The sequence below is a fragment of the Streptomyces sp. NPDC026522 genome, assembly GCF_055567555.1.
This window is the reverse complement of record NZ_JBVHQF010000014.1, coordinates 1-14231: the sequence shown is the minus strand read 5'-3', so window position 1 is coordinate 14231 and position 14231 is coordinate 1. Positions and strand designations below refer to the sequence as shown.

Sequence of the window (14231 nt, the reverse complement as noted above, 5' to 3'; positions counted from 1 at the left end):
GGAGGCAAGCGAGGGGAGCGCGTCGGGCGTTGTGGAGCGGGGACATACTGGCCCCAGCTTCAGCCGACGCGCTTTCCAAGTACGAGAATTCGGGTGCGCATGGCATTGACCCTCCCTCTGGCGGGAGGCCGATGTCAAGTAGGTGGGACGGGCGTCTCATTATGTGAGCCTCTACGGGTGACCATCGAGCCACTGGGCGCGCCTCCGGCCAAGGCGGGCTGGGCCATCGCGCCCGGTACTGGGAACGTACCGCGCACCAGGGCGCGCCGCAGCCTGTATTCGTCGAGTGGTCCGGAGAAGGCCATGCCCTGGCCGTGGGTGCATCCCATCGAGCGCAGCGCCATGACCTGCTCGGGCAGGTCCACCCCGTCGGCCACGGACTGCATGCCGAGGTCATTTGCGATCCGCAAGAGCCCTGCGGTGATCTTGTGCAGGCGGGCGGACTCGACCACGCCCTCCACCAGGCCGCGGTCCAGCTTGAGCATGTCCACCGGGAGGCGGCGCAGGGCGCTGATGGCCGCGTAGCCGCTGCCGAAGCCGTCGAGCGCGATCAGGACGCCGAGCCGGCGCAAGGCCGCCAGGCGCCGCTCCAGCTCGTCGAAGGGCACTCTGGGGTCGTTGTCGGCGAGCTCGATCACCAGCGCCCCGGACGGCAGCCCGTGCCGGGTCAGCAGGGCCTCCACCGAAGCCGCGGGCGCCGCCCGGTCCAGCAGCCGCTCGGCGGTCATCCGTACGGCCACCGGGACGCCGTGCCCGGCCCGGTGCCGCTCCGCGGCCTGCTCCACGGCCGACTCCAGCAGCCAGCGCCCCAGCTCGGCGGCGCGCCCGGACGCGGCCGCGGCGAAGGCCGCCGGGGCGCCCGGCGAAGCGGCGCGCCCGCCCTCGCCGGACTCGGCGACGCGCAGGAACTCGGCCGGGGTGAAGAGGATGCCCTGGGCGGACCGCCAGCGGGCCTGCGCGGCCACCGCGGTGACCTCCCCGTCGGCCAGCGACACCACGGGCTGGTGCAGCAGGGCGAACTCCCCCTCGTGCAGGGCGGTGCGCAGCCGGCCCGCCAGCTCCGCCTTGCGTACGACTTCCGCCTGCATCTGCGGCGCGTACAGCTCGACACGGTCCTTGCCGGCCGCCTTGGCCCGGTACATGGCCAGATCCGCGTTGCGCATCAGGTCCGAGGGGGTGATGCCGGGGTCCGCGAAGGCCACCCCGATGCTGGCGGCGACGCGTACCTCGCTCCCGGAGATCCGGTACGGCTGGGAGAGCGTGGCGCGCAGCCGGTCGGCGATCTCGCGCACCTGGTACTCGCGGGCGCTGCGGTCGCGGCTGCCGTCACCGAGGATCAGCGCGGCGAACTCGTCCCCGCCGAGGCGGGCCGCCGTGTCCCCGGCCCGGACGGAGTCCTGGAGCCGGCGCGCGGCCTCGACCAGCAGTTCGTCACCGGCCTGGTGCCCGATGGTGTCGTTGACCGCCTTGAAGCCGTCGAGGTCGATGAAGAGGACGGCGGTGCTGTGGTCGCCGGCCCGGCGGCCGGTCAGGGCCTGGCGGACGCGGCGGGTGAACAGGGCGCGGTTGGGCAGGTCGGTCAGGGCGTCGTGCTCGGCGCTGTGCTGGAGCTGGGCCTGGAGCCGGACCCGCTCGGTGACGTCCCGGCTGTTGAGGATGAGGCCGCCCTGGTGGCGGTTGACGGTGGACTCGACGTTGAGCCATTCGCCGCCGCCCGACTTGAACCGGCACTCGATCCGGGTGGTGGGTTCCTCGGTGGGCGGCGCGGCGAGGAAGCGGCGCACCTCGTGGACCACCCGGCCCAGGTCGTCGGGGTGGATCAGCGTCGCGAGTTCGGTCCCGACCAGCTCCTCCGCCTCGCGGCCGTACACCCCGGCCGCGGCGGGGCTGACGTAGCGCAGGGTCCCCGTGGGCGCGGCGATCATGATGACGTCGCTCGAACCCTGGACCAGGGAGCGGAAGTGGTTCTCCTTCTGGGCCAGTTCCTGGGTGAGCGCGATGTTGTCGAGGAGCATGATGCCCTGGCGGATGACGAGGGCGAGCACGACCGTGCAGCCGGTGAAGACGACCACGCGGTCGACCTTGCGGCCGTCCACCACGTTGTACAGGATGCCCAGCGTGCAGACGGCGGCCGCCAGGTACGGGGTGAGGGCGGTCAGCGACCCGGTGATCGGGCGGCTGACCGGGCGGTCACCCCGGGGGTGCCGCGCGACGACGGGGCTCGGGAGGCTGCGCCGGGCGCCCCAGGGCGCGTAGGCCAGGAGCAGCGAGCCGGCGAACCAGCCGGCATCCAGCAGCTGCCCGGACTTGTACTCGGCGCTGAGCAGCGGCGAGGTGAACAGGGCGTCGCTGAGCACGGTCAGGGCCAGCGCCGCGATGGCGGTGTTGACGGCGGACCGGTTGGTCTCGGAGCGCCGGAAGTGCAGGACCAGGACTATCGAGACGAGCGCGATGTCCAGGATCGGGTAGGCGAGGGTCAGCGCGGCGCTCAGCACGCTGCTGGGTGCTCCGGACTGGGCGGTGCGCGCCGCGTTGGCGAGGGCCAGGCTCCAGGACAGGGTCAGCAGGGAGCCGCCGATGAGCCAGGAGTCGAGCCCGAGGCACACCCATCCGGCCCGGGTCACGGGGCGTTTGGCGAGCACCAGCAGGCCCACGATCGCCGGCGGCGCGAAGCAGAGGAAGGCGAAGTCGGCGAGTGAGTGCTTGGGCACTTCCCCGCCGAGGATCACCTCGTACCAGCCCCAGATGGCGTTGCCGCAGGCGCCCATCAGGGAGGAGAAGGCGAACAGCAGCCATGCGGGGCGCTCGCGCCGGTCGATGGTGCGCGCGTAGCCGTAGCAGGAGACGGCGGCGAGCAGTGCGGCCCCGCTGAGCCCGAAGTCGCCCATGAAGGCGGCTACCGGCTTGGAGCCCCAGCCGAGGGCCGAACCGACGGCGTACCCGGCGCAGATGGCGGCGAGGAGCAGCTGCATCGCCAGGCTCCGGCCCCCGCCGCGGCTCGGCGGCCGGGTCAGGAGCGCCGCCCCCGGGGCGCTCACCGCTCCCCCTCGCCGGCTGGTTCGGGGGCACCCCGTCGTCGCTTCCGGCGGCTGTGCCGCACCGGATCCTTCGTCCATTGGCCGTGCATCGCCCGTCGCCCCCCAAATGGTCCGATCACTCCCCAGCGCCAGACGTTCGTGGCGCAGCCCCTTCTTCCGGACGATACACCACTTTCGTTACTCAGGGACATAGAGTCTCTACGCTCAGTGACCGGCGAAGGTGGGTGGAAACTGCATGCACCCGCACGAATGCACATGGTGACCATCCTGCCCTCAGTCCGTGATCAACACCGTGTTCTCCACGGGTTCCCCGGCGGCGAACCGGGTGAGCTGGCGGGCGACCAGGCGCTTCGCCCGTGGCTCGAACGCGCTGCTGCTGCCCCCCACATGAGGGGTGATCAGCAGGTTCGGGGCGTGCCAGAGCGGGTGCCCGGCCGGCAGTGGTTCCGGGTCGGTGACGTCGAGCGCCGCCCGCAGCCGCCCCGTCCGCAGTTCCGCCAGCAGGGCGCCGGTATCGACCACGGGGCCGCGGGCGACGTTCACCAGCAGGGCGCCGTCCTTCATGCGGCCGAGGAACCCGGCGTCCGCCAGGCCCCGGCTCTCCTCGGTCAGCGGCGTGCAGAGGAGCACCACGTCCGCGTCCGGCAGGAGCCGGGGCAGTTCGGCGAGGGCGTGCACCGCACCGCGCGGTACGGAGCGGGCCGAGCGGGCGACGCGGGTGATCCGCCCGCATTCGAACGGCTCCAGCCGGTCCTCCACGGCCGCGCCGATGGAGCCGTAGCCCACGATCAGGACCGACTTGTCGGCCAGCGCCTCGTAGAAGCCGGAGCGCCACTCCTCGCGGTCCTGGCCGCGCACCATGCCCGGGATGCCGCGCAGGGAGGCGAGGACCAGGGTGAGGGCCAGTTCGGCGGTGCTCGCCTCGTGGACGCCGCGCGCGTTGCACAGCCGTACGCCCGCGGGCAGGTCGACGAGGCCGGGCAGGACGTGGTCGATGCCGGCCGTCAGGGTCTGGACGACCCGGATGGCGGGCATGGCGGCCAGCGGGCGCAGGGTCACCGCCGAGGACTTCATGTAGGGCGTGACGTAGAAGACGCACGCCCCGGGGTCCGCCGGGAACCGCTCCTCACCGTCCCAGCGCCGGTAGCGGAAGCAGTCGGGGAGGCCGTCGACCTCTTCGGCGGGGAAGGGGAGCCACACGTCCCCGGTCGTTGCAGTCATGATCACGAGGCTATGTGAAGGCAAGAGGATCAAGCCGTTAGTTTGAGGGCCGGACCGGGAGGGGGACTCAGGGGTGGAGCGCAGGTCGATCGGGGCGGGACCGCTGACGGTGGGCGCCATCGGGCTCGGCTGCATGCCGATGAGCTGGGGGTACGCGCCCTCGCACCGCCGCGGCGAGGAGTCGCTGCGGACCCTGCACACGGCGCTGGACCTGGGGGCGAACCTACTGGACACGGCCGATGTGTACGGGCCGTTCACCAATGAGCTCGTGCTGGGGCGGGTGCTGCGCGAGCGGCGCTCCGACGCCTTCGTGTCCGCCAAGGTGGGGTTGCGGGCGGGCGAGCAGCACGTGGTGGCCGACGGCCGGCCGGGGTACGTGCGGCGGGCCTGTGACGCATCGCTGCGGCGGCTGCGGACCGACGTCATAGACCTGTACCAGTTGCACCGGGTGGATCCGGACGTCCCGGTGGAGGAGACGTGGGGCGCCATGGCCGAGCTGGTGGGGGCGGGGAAGGTGCGGGCGCTCGGATTCTGCGCGCTGGGGGCGGCGGCCGGTCCGGGGGCGGGGCGGCGCGGGGACCGGGGGTACCGGGCGACCGTGCGCCACCTGGAGCGGGCGCAGCAGGTGTTCCCGGTGAGCGCGGTGCAGGCGGAGCTGTCGGTGTGGTCGCCTGAGGCGGCGTGGCAGCTGCTGCCGTGGTGCGCGGCGCGGGGGGTGGGGGTGCTGGCGGCGATGCCGCTGGGCAGCGGGTTCCTGACGGGGACGCTGCGGCCGGGGGCGGGCTTCGAGCCGGAGGACGTGCGGGCCCGGCACCCGATGTTCACGGCGGACGCGATGGCGTCGAACCAGGTGCTGGTGGCGGGGCTGCGCCGGGTGGCCGCGCGGCACGGGCCGGAGGTGACGGCGGCGCAGGTGGCGCTGGCGTGGGTACTGGCGCAGGGGCCGCACGTGGTGCCGGTGCCGGGTGCGGACCGCCCGCACTGGGCGGCGGAGAACGCGCGGGCGGCGGAGGTCCGGCTGACGGCCGCCGATCTGGCGGAGATCGCGGGGCTGCCGGCGGCGGTGGGAGCCTGGGACTGAGCGGGCCTGTTCCCGGGCCTGTTCCGGGGCCGCTCGCACACCACTCGATCGAGTGTACGAGCGGTGGAACTTCGGGTGCGGCCGTGGCTGTTGAGTCAGATGGAAGGGCACAGTCGGAGGACCGGAGGGGAGCAGGGCGATGCGATACGGACGGGGACCGGCGGCCGCGGCGCAGGGGCGGGCGCAGAGGCAGGGGCAGGGGCAGGGGCAGGCTCGGGCGCGGGGTGGCGCGCGGGGATCCGGAGGCGGCCGGGAACCACACCTGTCGTACGAGGGCCCGCACGCCCGGCCCCGGGGAGTGCTGGCGGCTTTCGCCCTGGCGGGGTGCGGGGCTTTGCTGGCGGCGGGATGTTCACCGCCGGGCGGCGCGTCCCCCGGGCCGGGCGGCTCACCACCGGACGCGGCGGCCGCCGCGACGGCGACCGCCGCCTCGGGCGGGCCGTCCGGCTCCCCGGAGGCTTCGGCGCCGCCCGCCAAGGGGTCGGTGACCGTGACGGGCGAGGTCGCCACGGACCTGGAGTCGCCGTGGGGCGTGGCACCGCTGCCGGAGGGCGATCTGCTGGTCGCCTCGCGGGACAAGGGGACCATCAGCAGGGTGCAGGTGGGATCGGGGTCGGGCGGGGGCACGGTGACCCAGATCGGCAAGGTTCCGGGGGTGGCGCCGGGCGGTGAGGGCGGGCTGCTGGGCCTGGCCCTCTCCCCCGCCTTCGCTTCGGACCACCTGGTGTACGCGTACTTCACGACCGAGTCGGACAACCGCATCGCCCGGATGCGTTATGACCCCGACCGGCCGCAGGGGCAGCAACTGGGCGCTCCCGACACCATTCTCCGGGGCATCCCCAAGGGCCTGATACACAACGGCGGCCGGATCGCCTTCGGTCCGGACAAGATGCTCTACGCCGGGACCGGGGAGACGGGTGACACGGGGCTGGCTCAGGACAAGAAATCGCTCGGCGGCAAGATCCTTCGGATGACCCCCGACGGGCAGCCGGTGCACGGCAATCCGGAGCCCGATTCCGTCGTCTACTCCTACGGCCACCGCAACGTGCAGGGTCTGGCCTGGGACAAGGACAAACGGCTGTGGGCGTCCGAGTTCGGCCAGCACACCTGGGACGAGCTCAACCTCATCGAGCCGGGCGGGAACTACGGCTGGCCCGAGGCCGAGGGGAAGGCGGGCAAGCCCGGCCTTCGGGACCCGGTGGCGGTGTGGAAGACCGACGAAGCCTCGCCGAGCGGGATCGCGTGGGCGCAGGGCTCGATCTGGATGGCGGCCTTGAAGGGCGAGCGACTGTGGCGGATCCCCTTGTCGGGGGCGAGCCCGGTGGCGCAGCCGGAGGCGTTCCTCCAGGGCACGTACGGCCGGCTGCGGACGGTGGTGGCGCTGGGCGGAGACAGATTGCTACTGGTCACCAGCGAGACGGACGGCCGGGGGTCGCCGAAGCCCGGGGACGACAGGATCCTGACCCTGACCGTGCGGTGACCGGCATGCCCCGGGAGGCGACCTCGCCCGGGAGTGTGCGGCTCGCTGTCACCGAAGGCCTCGCCCCGAAGCCCTCGTCCCGAAGGTCTCGCCGCCGACGACGCCGCGGGCCGGCGCGACACGGTTCGGCTCGTACGGGCGGGGCCGGACGGGGCCCGGCGGGCGTCCAATGCCCCACCGCCCCGGCGGTCTGCCCGCGCTAGCGGCCCTGGGCCGCCGGGGCGGGTGGGGGCAGGTGGACGACCGGGCCGAACAGCCGCAGCCGGTGGGCGAGCGCGGCCGCCTCACCGCGGCCGGAGACGCCCAGCTTGGCCAGGATGTTCGAGACGTGCACGCTCGCCGTCTTCGGGGAGATGAACAGCTCCTCGGCGATCTGCCGGTTGGTGCTGCCCGTCGCGACCAGGCGGAGCACGTCCCGCTCGCGGCTGGTCAGGCCGAGCGCCTCGACCGGGTCCGCCTGCGGAGCGGCCGGCCGGTGGGCGGGTTCGGCGGCGGTGAGGGGCAGCCGGGCCCGCTGTGCCAGGAGGGCCAGGTCCTCGCGGAGCCGGCGGGCGCCCAGCCGGTCGGCGGTGGCGTAGGCGTCGCGGAGCAGGGCCGCGGCCCGCTCCCGGTCGCAGCCGGCCGCCAGGCCGGCCTCGGCGAGCCGGTGGCGGGCGCGGGCCAGCAGGTACGGGCGGTCCAGCGGGGAGACCGCCTCCACCACCGCGGTCCAGTCGCGGACGGTGTCCCGGCCCTCGGCCCGGCGCAGCTCGGCCCGGAGGTACTCGGCGTGCGCGGCCCACACCGGCACCGGGGTCGCCAGGTTCCGGGCGGCGTCGCGCAGGAGGGCCACGGCGGCTTCGCGGCCGGCCTCCGCGACCGGCAGGCCGCGGGCGTCGGCTTCCGCGGTGGCGGCGGCGAGGAGCAGCGGCCAGGCGTAGCGGTGGTGGCCGAGCGGGAAGCCGACGGCCGTCGCGTCGGCGACCTCGGCGCGGACGTCCGCGATCCGGCCCTCCGCCGCGGCCAGCCCGACTGCCAGGCGGTACAGCGGTATCCGGTGCTGCGGCTGGGTGTCGTGCGTGCCGAAGTGGGCGTGGGCGGCGGCGAGCTGCGTCGCGGCCTCCGTCAGCTCCCCGCGCGCCAGCGCCAGGTAGGCCAGCCGCGCCGAGCCGGAGCCGCGCGGGGCGGCGCCCTGGCCGACCCGCAGCGTGCGCCGGGCCGCCTCGGCGGCCTCGTCCCAGCGGCCCAGGCTGTACAGGCTTTCCGCCATGTTGCCCCAGATCCAGGCCTGGATGTCCAGGAGCCGGGCCTTGCCGACGAGTTCCACGCCCTGCTGGGCGAGTTCCACGGCCTCCCGGGACTTTCCCAGACTTTCCAGCTGGGAGCTGAGGTTGATGTGGGCGCGGCCCGCGAGCATGACGTACCCGAGCGCGGTGGCCCGGTCCTTCACCTCGGTCATCACTGCCAGGCCCCGCTCGCGCTCCCCGGCATCGGCGAGCAGGGAGCCCATCGTGATCCGGGCGTTGAGCTCGATCTCCTCGGCGCCGACCATGTGCGCGTATTCGACGGCCCGTTCGGCGGCCGCCAGGTTGCCGGGGCCGGGGTCGTGGAGCATGCCCCAGCCCGCGGCCCGGACCAGGACCTGCGCGTGGACCTGCGACGGCGGCAGCCCCTGGACGAGTTCCTGCGCCTTCGCCAGTTCCTCCCACCCGTCGCCCCGGCCGAGGCTGGCGACCAGGGAGGAGCGCTCGGTCCAGAACCAGGCGGCCCGCAGGGGATCCGGGTCCTCTTCGAGGATCCGCAGCGCCGTTTTGGTGAGCTTCAGGGCGCGCTCCCGTTCGCCGCCGAAGCGGGCCGCGACGGTCGCCTCCGCGAGCAGGTCGAGGCGGGCCAGCGGGGTGGTGGCCGGGTCACAGCCGCACGGGGGGTACACGTCGGTGTAGTCCACCGGGCGCAGGGCCTCGCGGACCTCGGCGGGGGCGCTCTCCCACAGGTCCAGGGCCCGCTCCAGCAGCCGGAGCTGTTCGGAGTAGGCGTGCCTGCGCCGGGCGGCCACCGAGGCGGCGAGCACGGCGGGCAGCGCCTTCGCGGGATCGTTGGCGTGGTACCAGTAGGCGGCCATCCGGATGACCCGCTCCTCGGCGCGGACCAACGAGTCGTCGGCCTCCATCGCCTCGGCGTAGCGCCGGTTGACGCGGGCCCGCTCCCCCGGCAGCAGGTCGTCGCTGACGGCCTCGCGCACCAGCGAGTGGCGGAACCGGTAGCCGTCCCCGTCCGCGCTGGCGAGCAGGATGTTGGCTCCGACGGCGGCCCGCAGCGCCTCGATCAGCTCGTCCTCGGTGAGTCCGGCGACCGCCCGCAGCAGCGGGTACTCGACGGTGGAGCCGCCCTCGGCGACGATGCGCACCACGCGCTGGGCCGCGTCGGGCAGCACTTCGACCCGCACCAGCAGCAGGTCGCGCAGCGATTCGGTGAGGCCGGTGCGGCAGCCGCTCGCCCGGGAGGCGACGAGTTCCTCGACGAAGAAGGCGTTGCCGTCCGAGCGCTCGAAGACGGAGTCGACGAAGTCCTCGTCGGGCCGGGCGGCGAGGATCCCGGCGAGCTGGCGGCGTACTTCCGCCCGGTTGAAGCGGGGCAGCTCGATCCGCTGGACGGTGCGGAGCCGGTCCAGTTCGGCGAGGAGGGGCCGCAGCGGGTGGCGCCGGTGGACGTCGTCCGCCCGGTAGGTGGCGACGACGACGAGCCGGCCGCTGGCCAGTGTCCGGAAGAGGTAGGCGAGGAGGTGCCGGGTGGAGGCGTCGGCCCAGTGCAGGTCCTCCAGGACGAGCACGATGGTGCGCTCGGCGGCGAGCCGCTCCAGCATCCGGGCCGTCAGCTCGAACAGCCTGGCGGTGCTCTCCTCGTCGTGCGGCCCGCGGGGGGTGTCGCCGAGTTCGGGGAGGATCCGGGCCAGTTCGTCCTCCTGGCCGGCGGCCGCGGCCGCCAGCTCGTCGGGGAGCCGGCGGTGCAGGCTGCGCAGGGCGGTCGAGAAGGGGGCGAAGGGCAGCCCCTCCGCCCCGATCTCCACACAGCCTCCGACGGCCACGACCGCGCCCCGGCGGTGCGCCGCCTCCAGGAACTCCTCCGTGAGCCGGGTCTTGCCGACCCCCGCCTCACCGCCGATGAGGAGGGCTTGCGGCTCCTGTCCGGCGGCGCGCGTCAAAGCGTCGACGAGTACGGCCAGTTCGTCGGCTCGGCCGATGAACACCGGGCTGACAGATCTGGTCTCCACGGCGTCGAGCATCGCACAGGGACCCTGCCCGGCGGCACTCGTTATCGGTGCGCTTCCCATCACGTGTCAGGTGGGCCGCGGTGCCGGGCGGTTCACGCCGCCCGGGTGAAGCGGCCGCGTTGGCCCCTCACCGGTGCCCCTTCGGTTTCCTGGCTCCGTACTGAGGCGGCGCGGCGCGCCTTCTTGGCCTCCTGGACCAGCCGGTACCGGTCGGCGCGGCGGATCAGGTCGGCGTGGCGGGCGGTGGTGATCTCGTAAGCGAACATCTCGTACTCCCTGGTTGCGTTTCTCGGGCACCTCGTTCGGTGTGGTCCAAGATTCGCGTCCCAGGGGGTACCGCCACATCGGGCGCATGCCGCATCTACGCGTGCCGGGGGCCTTAGGCGGGGGCTGTGGCCGCCTGAGGCGGGGTGAGGGGGGCTTAGGCGGGGTGAGGGGGGCTTAGCCGGGGGGCTTAGGCGGGCTGGGCGGGGGCGGTCGGGACGGGGAGGAGGACGTCGAAGTACATGAGCCCGAAGAGCAGGATCCCCACGACCGCGAGGGCGACGGCAGCCCAGGCGACGGACCGGATCCAGGTGGGAAGGGTGCGGCCGGGGGTACCGAACGCCGGACGGGCCAGGACGAAGACGGCGATCAGGAGCGCGATGGTGGCGAGGACGCCGTTGACGAGCGCGGTCGCGTGCCACGGCGCGCTGTAGAGCGCGGCGATCTTCTCGTTGTTGTCGGCGGTGGCGCTCAGGTCGAGCTGGTTCGCGAGGTTCTCGCGCTCGGCGGCGACGCGGGAGACCCAGCTGCCGCTGAGGGCCACGGTGCCGAGCGCGGCGGCGACGATCGCGCAGGCGGCGGCCCCGACGCCACTGGCGCGCTCGTCGGTCCCGCGGAGCTCGTCGGCCTCGTCGAGCTCGTTGAATTCGTTGAGCTCGTCGGTCGCGTCGTGCTCGTCCAGCTCGTCGGCCTCGGCGGTTGCGTCCGTCGCATCGGCCTCGTCCGTCGCGTCGGCCTCGGTGACCGCTTCCGTCTCGGCCGCGGCGTCCTTGGTGAGGTCGGCGGACCGGCCGGCCGGTGCGGCCTCCGCCGAGCCGGCCGTGGTGTCTGCCGCCGTCACGTCCTCGGGGGTGTCGGCATTGGCGTCGGCGGGGGCGGGGGTCTTGGTGGTCTCCATGCGGGGCACCGTAGGCGGCGTTTCTGAGAGGTTCCTGAGAACCTCCGCCCGTTCGCCCAGGTGGGCCGCAGGGGAGGGAGGACGCCGCCGCCGGTCTCGGCTAGCGCGCGGCGCGTTCCGGCCACTCGGAGGCCAGCACCGCCCAGACTTCGGTGTCCTGGCGGACGCCCCGGTGCGGGTAGCTCTCCCGCAGCACGGCCTCCCGCCTCATGCCGAGCCGCTCGGCGACCGCGAGGCTCTTGCCGTTGGCGGAGGAGGCGCGCCATTCCGCGCGGTGCATGCCGCGCACCCGGAAGGCCCAGTCGATGAGGATCCGGCAGGCCGCCGTGACCAGGCCCCGGCCGGCCGCGGCCGGCTCCAGCCAGCAGCCGACCTCGCAGTTGCCGGTCTCCGCCTCGAAGATCCGGAAGAGGACACCGCCGACGAGCGTCCCGTCGACCCGGATCCCGTAGAGCCGGCCGCCGTCGGCGGCCGTCTTCTGCGCGTAGCCGGAGAGGAAGGCGCGGGCCGAGTCGAGGTCGGTGACGAAGTCGGGCAGCTGGATGTGTTCGCCGATGTACTCGCGGCCGCGGTCCATGTGGGCCAGGAACTCCTCGGCGTGCCAGACCTCCAGCGGGAACAGCTGGGCGTCGTCGGCGAGGTCTATCGAGAACATGCGGCTGTTCCTTCGGTGGGTGGGTGGGTGGGTGGCCTGGTGTTTCACGGCGGGGTCGGCTGGTCGCCGGGGCGCCGGGTCAGCGGGACGCCGTGGCGGGTTCGGCGCCGGCCCACTGCGCGGGCAGTGTCGCACGGCCGTGGCACTCGGGCGGCTCGATGCTGATCCGCGGCAGCCGGCGGTCCAGCCACGCGGGGAGCCACCAGTTGGCGCCGCCGAGCATGTACATGATCGCGGGGACCAGCAGCGTCCGCAGTACGAAGGCGTCGAGGGCCCTGCATCGGGGCGAAGTCGGCGACGGGCATGGCGTGCCCGAGGAGGGTGAGGCCGGGCCAAGCGGTGCCCACGGCGACCAGGGCGGTGGCGATGGGCAGCAGGCTCGCGGCGGGCGAGCCGAAGGCGAGAAAGAGGACGACGGCCGCGATGACCAGGCCGACGACCTCGGCGTAGTGGCCACGGGGTGTCTCGGTCAGCCCGATCGCACGGCCGCCGAGCTCCACCTGGAGGCTGTCCGTCTCGGTGGCCGGGTTCTTGGCCCCCGCGACGACCTCCCGGGCCTGGGCCGTGGGTACGGAGTCGGCCTGCCCGTCGAAGGTGACGGTGGCGTAGGCGGTGCGGCCGTCGGGGCTGATCTGCGTGGCCTGGCCGGGGTGGGAACCGTACGGGCTGCTCACCGAGCCGACGCCGGGCAGCCGGGACACCGCCTGCAGCGCTGCCGTCATCCGCTGCTCGACGGCGGGGGTACGGGCCGTCTGGTGGGCCGGGGTCCGCCAGACGATCGTGTCGGTATCGCCGCCCTGGCCGTGGAAGCCCGCGCGGTTCCGATCTGCACGGGAGACGGCCCGTCGCGGGGAACGCCTGAACGTGTGAAGGCCCGCCGCTACTGTGCTGCGGGTGCTGCGGGTGCTGCGTCAGAAGGCGCGTCCGCACGGTATCCGGGGACCGAGGGCCAGCGGACCGTGAGGACCACCGTGTCCTCTTCCGCGTACCAGGAGTGGTCGACGCCGCGACCCCAGACGACGTAGTCGCCCTGCTCGGCGAGGACGACGGTGCGGCCGGGGAACTCCAGCCGGAAACGCCCGCTGATCAGCACCTGGAGCGCCGTGCGCTCTTCTCCGGTGACCCACTGCGTCCGCTCGTCGCCCTTGGGGTGGACGCCCCACTTGATCTCCACGTCCTCGCTGTGACGGGGATCGCCGGCGGCCTTGAAGTGCCCGAGCAGCCAGCCGCGGTCGGCGGCGGCATCGGGGGCGGCCTTGCCGGTGTAGATGGCAGGGGTGGCCGTAGCAGTGGCAGTGGCAGTGGCAGTGGGCGTGGTCGTCGTGGAGTGGTCGGTCACGGGGTGAGGGTAATGCAGTTGTGCGGGCGAGGGGCCGGGTGGTCAGCTGCACGGATGGCTACAGCGATGGATCTTGACGAACTGGTAAAGGTACGCGCCCTCTACGACGCGGAGATGCGCCGTGACGCACGGCCCGACTCGGCCGGGGCCCGGGTGGAGCGGGTGGGTGCGGTCGTCCGGCATACGGCGCCCGGGCTGCGGGGCTGGAACGGCGTCCTCTGGTCGGAGCTGGATGAGGAGAACGCGGACGCCGAGATCGCGGCGCAGATCGCGTACTTCGGGCGGCAGGGGCAGGCCGGTGGGCCGACGGAATTCGAGTGGAAGCTGTACGGCCATGACCGCCCGGCGGATCTGGCGGAGCGACTGCGCGCGGCGGGCTTCGTGCCGGAACCGCCCGAGACCCTGCTGGTGGCCCGGACGGCCGAGCTCGCAGCGCTGCCGGTGGAACCCCCGGAGGGGATCACCCTGCGGGTGGTGCGGGACGAGGCGGGGGTGGATCTGATGATGGAGGCCCATGCCCGGGCCTTCGGCACCGAGCGCCCCCGCGTACGTGAGCAGATCCTCAGCCTGCTGCGGGAGCGACCGGAGACCATCGAAGCCGTACTCGCGCTGGCGGGCGAAACCCCGGTCAGCGCGGCCCGGATGGAGATGCCCCCGGGCTGCTCCTTCGCGGGCCTGTGGGGCGGCGGCACGGCCCCGGAGTGGCGCGGCCGCGGCATCTACCGCCTCCTGGTCGCCCACCGCGCCCGCCTGGCGGCGGAACGCGGCATCCCGTACCTCCAGGTGGACGCCTCGTCCGACAGCCGGCCCATTCTGGAGCGGCTGGGGTTCCAGGTGCTGGGGGTGACGGTGCCGTACGTGTGGGAGGGGTGAGGGGGCGAGGCGGGGGCTTCGGGGGGGCCGGGGTCCCCTTGCCCGGCATGAGGGAGGTGCTGGGGGTTTCCCGTCAGTCCACTGTCCTTTCGTGTCGTGCCGGCCCGTCAAGGGCGCTCCTCCTCGTTCCTC

At 73.8% G+C, this 14231-nt stretch carries 10 protein-coding genes and 1 pseudogene; 3 read left to right on the top strand and 8 right to left on the bottom strand.

Features of this window, described 5'->3' with window-relative positions; genetic code table 11:
* Positions 1-134: 134 nt before the first annotated feature.
* Both ACZ4M3_RS30330 and ACZ4M3_RS30325 read right to left on the bottom strand, forming a co-directional pair.
* Entirely contained in the window at positions 135-3038 is a 2904-nt protein-coding gene (locus tag ACZ4M3_RS30330; protein WP_467738036.1) for a putative bifunctional diguanylate cyclase/phosphodiesterase, read from the bottom strand.
* A 273-nt stretch (positions 3039-3311) separates the two neighbouring features.
* Complete coding sequence (locus ACZ4M3_RS30325; RefSeq protein WP_467738034.1) at positions 3312-4259, bottom strand: 2-hydroxyacid dehydrogenase; 948 nt, start codon at positions 4257-4259, stop codon at positions 3312-3314.
* A 73-nt stretch (positions 4260-4332) separates the two neighbouring features.
* Here ACZ4M3_RS30325 and ACZ4M3_RS30320 point away from each other — a divergent pair, with 73 nt between their 5' ends.
* A complete protein-coding gene (locus ACZ4M3_RS30320; protein WP_467738032.1) occupies positions 4333-5340 on the top strand; it encodes an aldo/keto reductase in 1008 nt (335 codons plus the stop codon).
* A 139-nt stretch (positions 5341-5479) separates the two neighbouring features.
* Positions 5480-6820 carry a PQQ-dependent sugar dehydrogenase gene (locus tag ACZ4M3_RS30315; RefSeq protein WP_467738030.1) on the top strand — a complete coding sequence of 447 codons (1341 nt, stop codon included), beginning with the start codon at positions 5480-5482 and terminating at the stop codon, positions 6818-6820.
* 199 nt (positions 6821-7019) lie between these two features.
* Here the strand turns inward: ACZ4M3_RS30315 and ACZ4M3_RS30310 are convergent, their stop codons facing one another.
* The 6 genes and pseudogenes from ACZ4M3_RS30310 to ACZ4M3_RS30285 all read right to left on the bottom strand — a co-directional run bounded on the left by ACZ4M3_RS30310 (position 7020) and on the right by ACZ4M3_RS30285 (position 13157).
* Complete coding sequence (locus ACZ4M3_RS30310; RefSeq protein WP_467738028.1) at positions 7020-10082, bottom strand: helix-turn-helix transcriptional regulator; 3063 nt, start codon at positions 10080-10082, stop codon at positions 7020-7022.
* Positions 10083-10162: 80 nt separating this feature from the next.
* Positions 10163-10336: a hypothetical protein gene (locus ACZ4M3_RS30305; protein ID WP_467738026.1), complete on the bottom strand. Its 174-nt coding sequence runs from the start codon at positions 10334-10336 to the stop codon at positions 10163-10165.
* 188 nt (positions 10337-10524) lie between these two features.
* Positions 10525-11232, bottom strand: coding sequence for a hypothetical protein (locus ACZ4M3_RS30300; RefSeq protein ID WP_467738024.1), 708 nt, complete (start codon positions 11230-11232; stop codon positions 10525-10527).
* A 100-nt stretch (positions 11233-11332) separates the two neighbouring features.
* Entirely contained in the window at positions 11333-11887 is a 555-nt protein-coding gene (locus ACZ4M3_RS30295) for a GNAT family N-acetyltransferase (protein ID WP_467738022.1), read from the bottom strand.
* Positions 11888-12159: 272 nt separating this feature from the next.
* Positions 12160-12717: pseudogene (locus tag ACZ4M3_RS30290) on the bottom strand (MMPL family transporter); the annotation flags it as partial.
* 50 nt (positions 12718-12767) lie between these two features.
* On the bottom strand, positions 12768-13157 hold the full coding sequence (locus ACZ4M3_RS30285; protein ID WP_467738318.1) for a cupin domain-containing protein: 390 nt from the start codon (positions 13155-13157) through the stop codon (positions 12768-12770).
* Positions 13158-13292: 135 nt separating this feature from the next.
* Between ACZ4M3_RS30285 and ACZ4M3_RS30280 the strand changes: the two genes are divergently transcribed.
* The gene (locus ACZ4M3_RS30280) at positions 13293-14099 is read left to right on the top strand and encodes a GNAT family N-acetyltransferase (RefSeq protein WP_467738020.1); all 807 of its coding nucleotides are present in this window, start codon (positions 13293-13295) and stop codon (positions 14097-14099) included.
* The last annotated feature ends 132 nt before the right edge of the window (positions 14100-14231 follow it).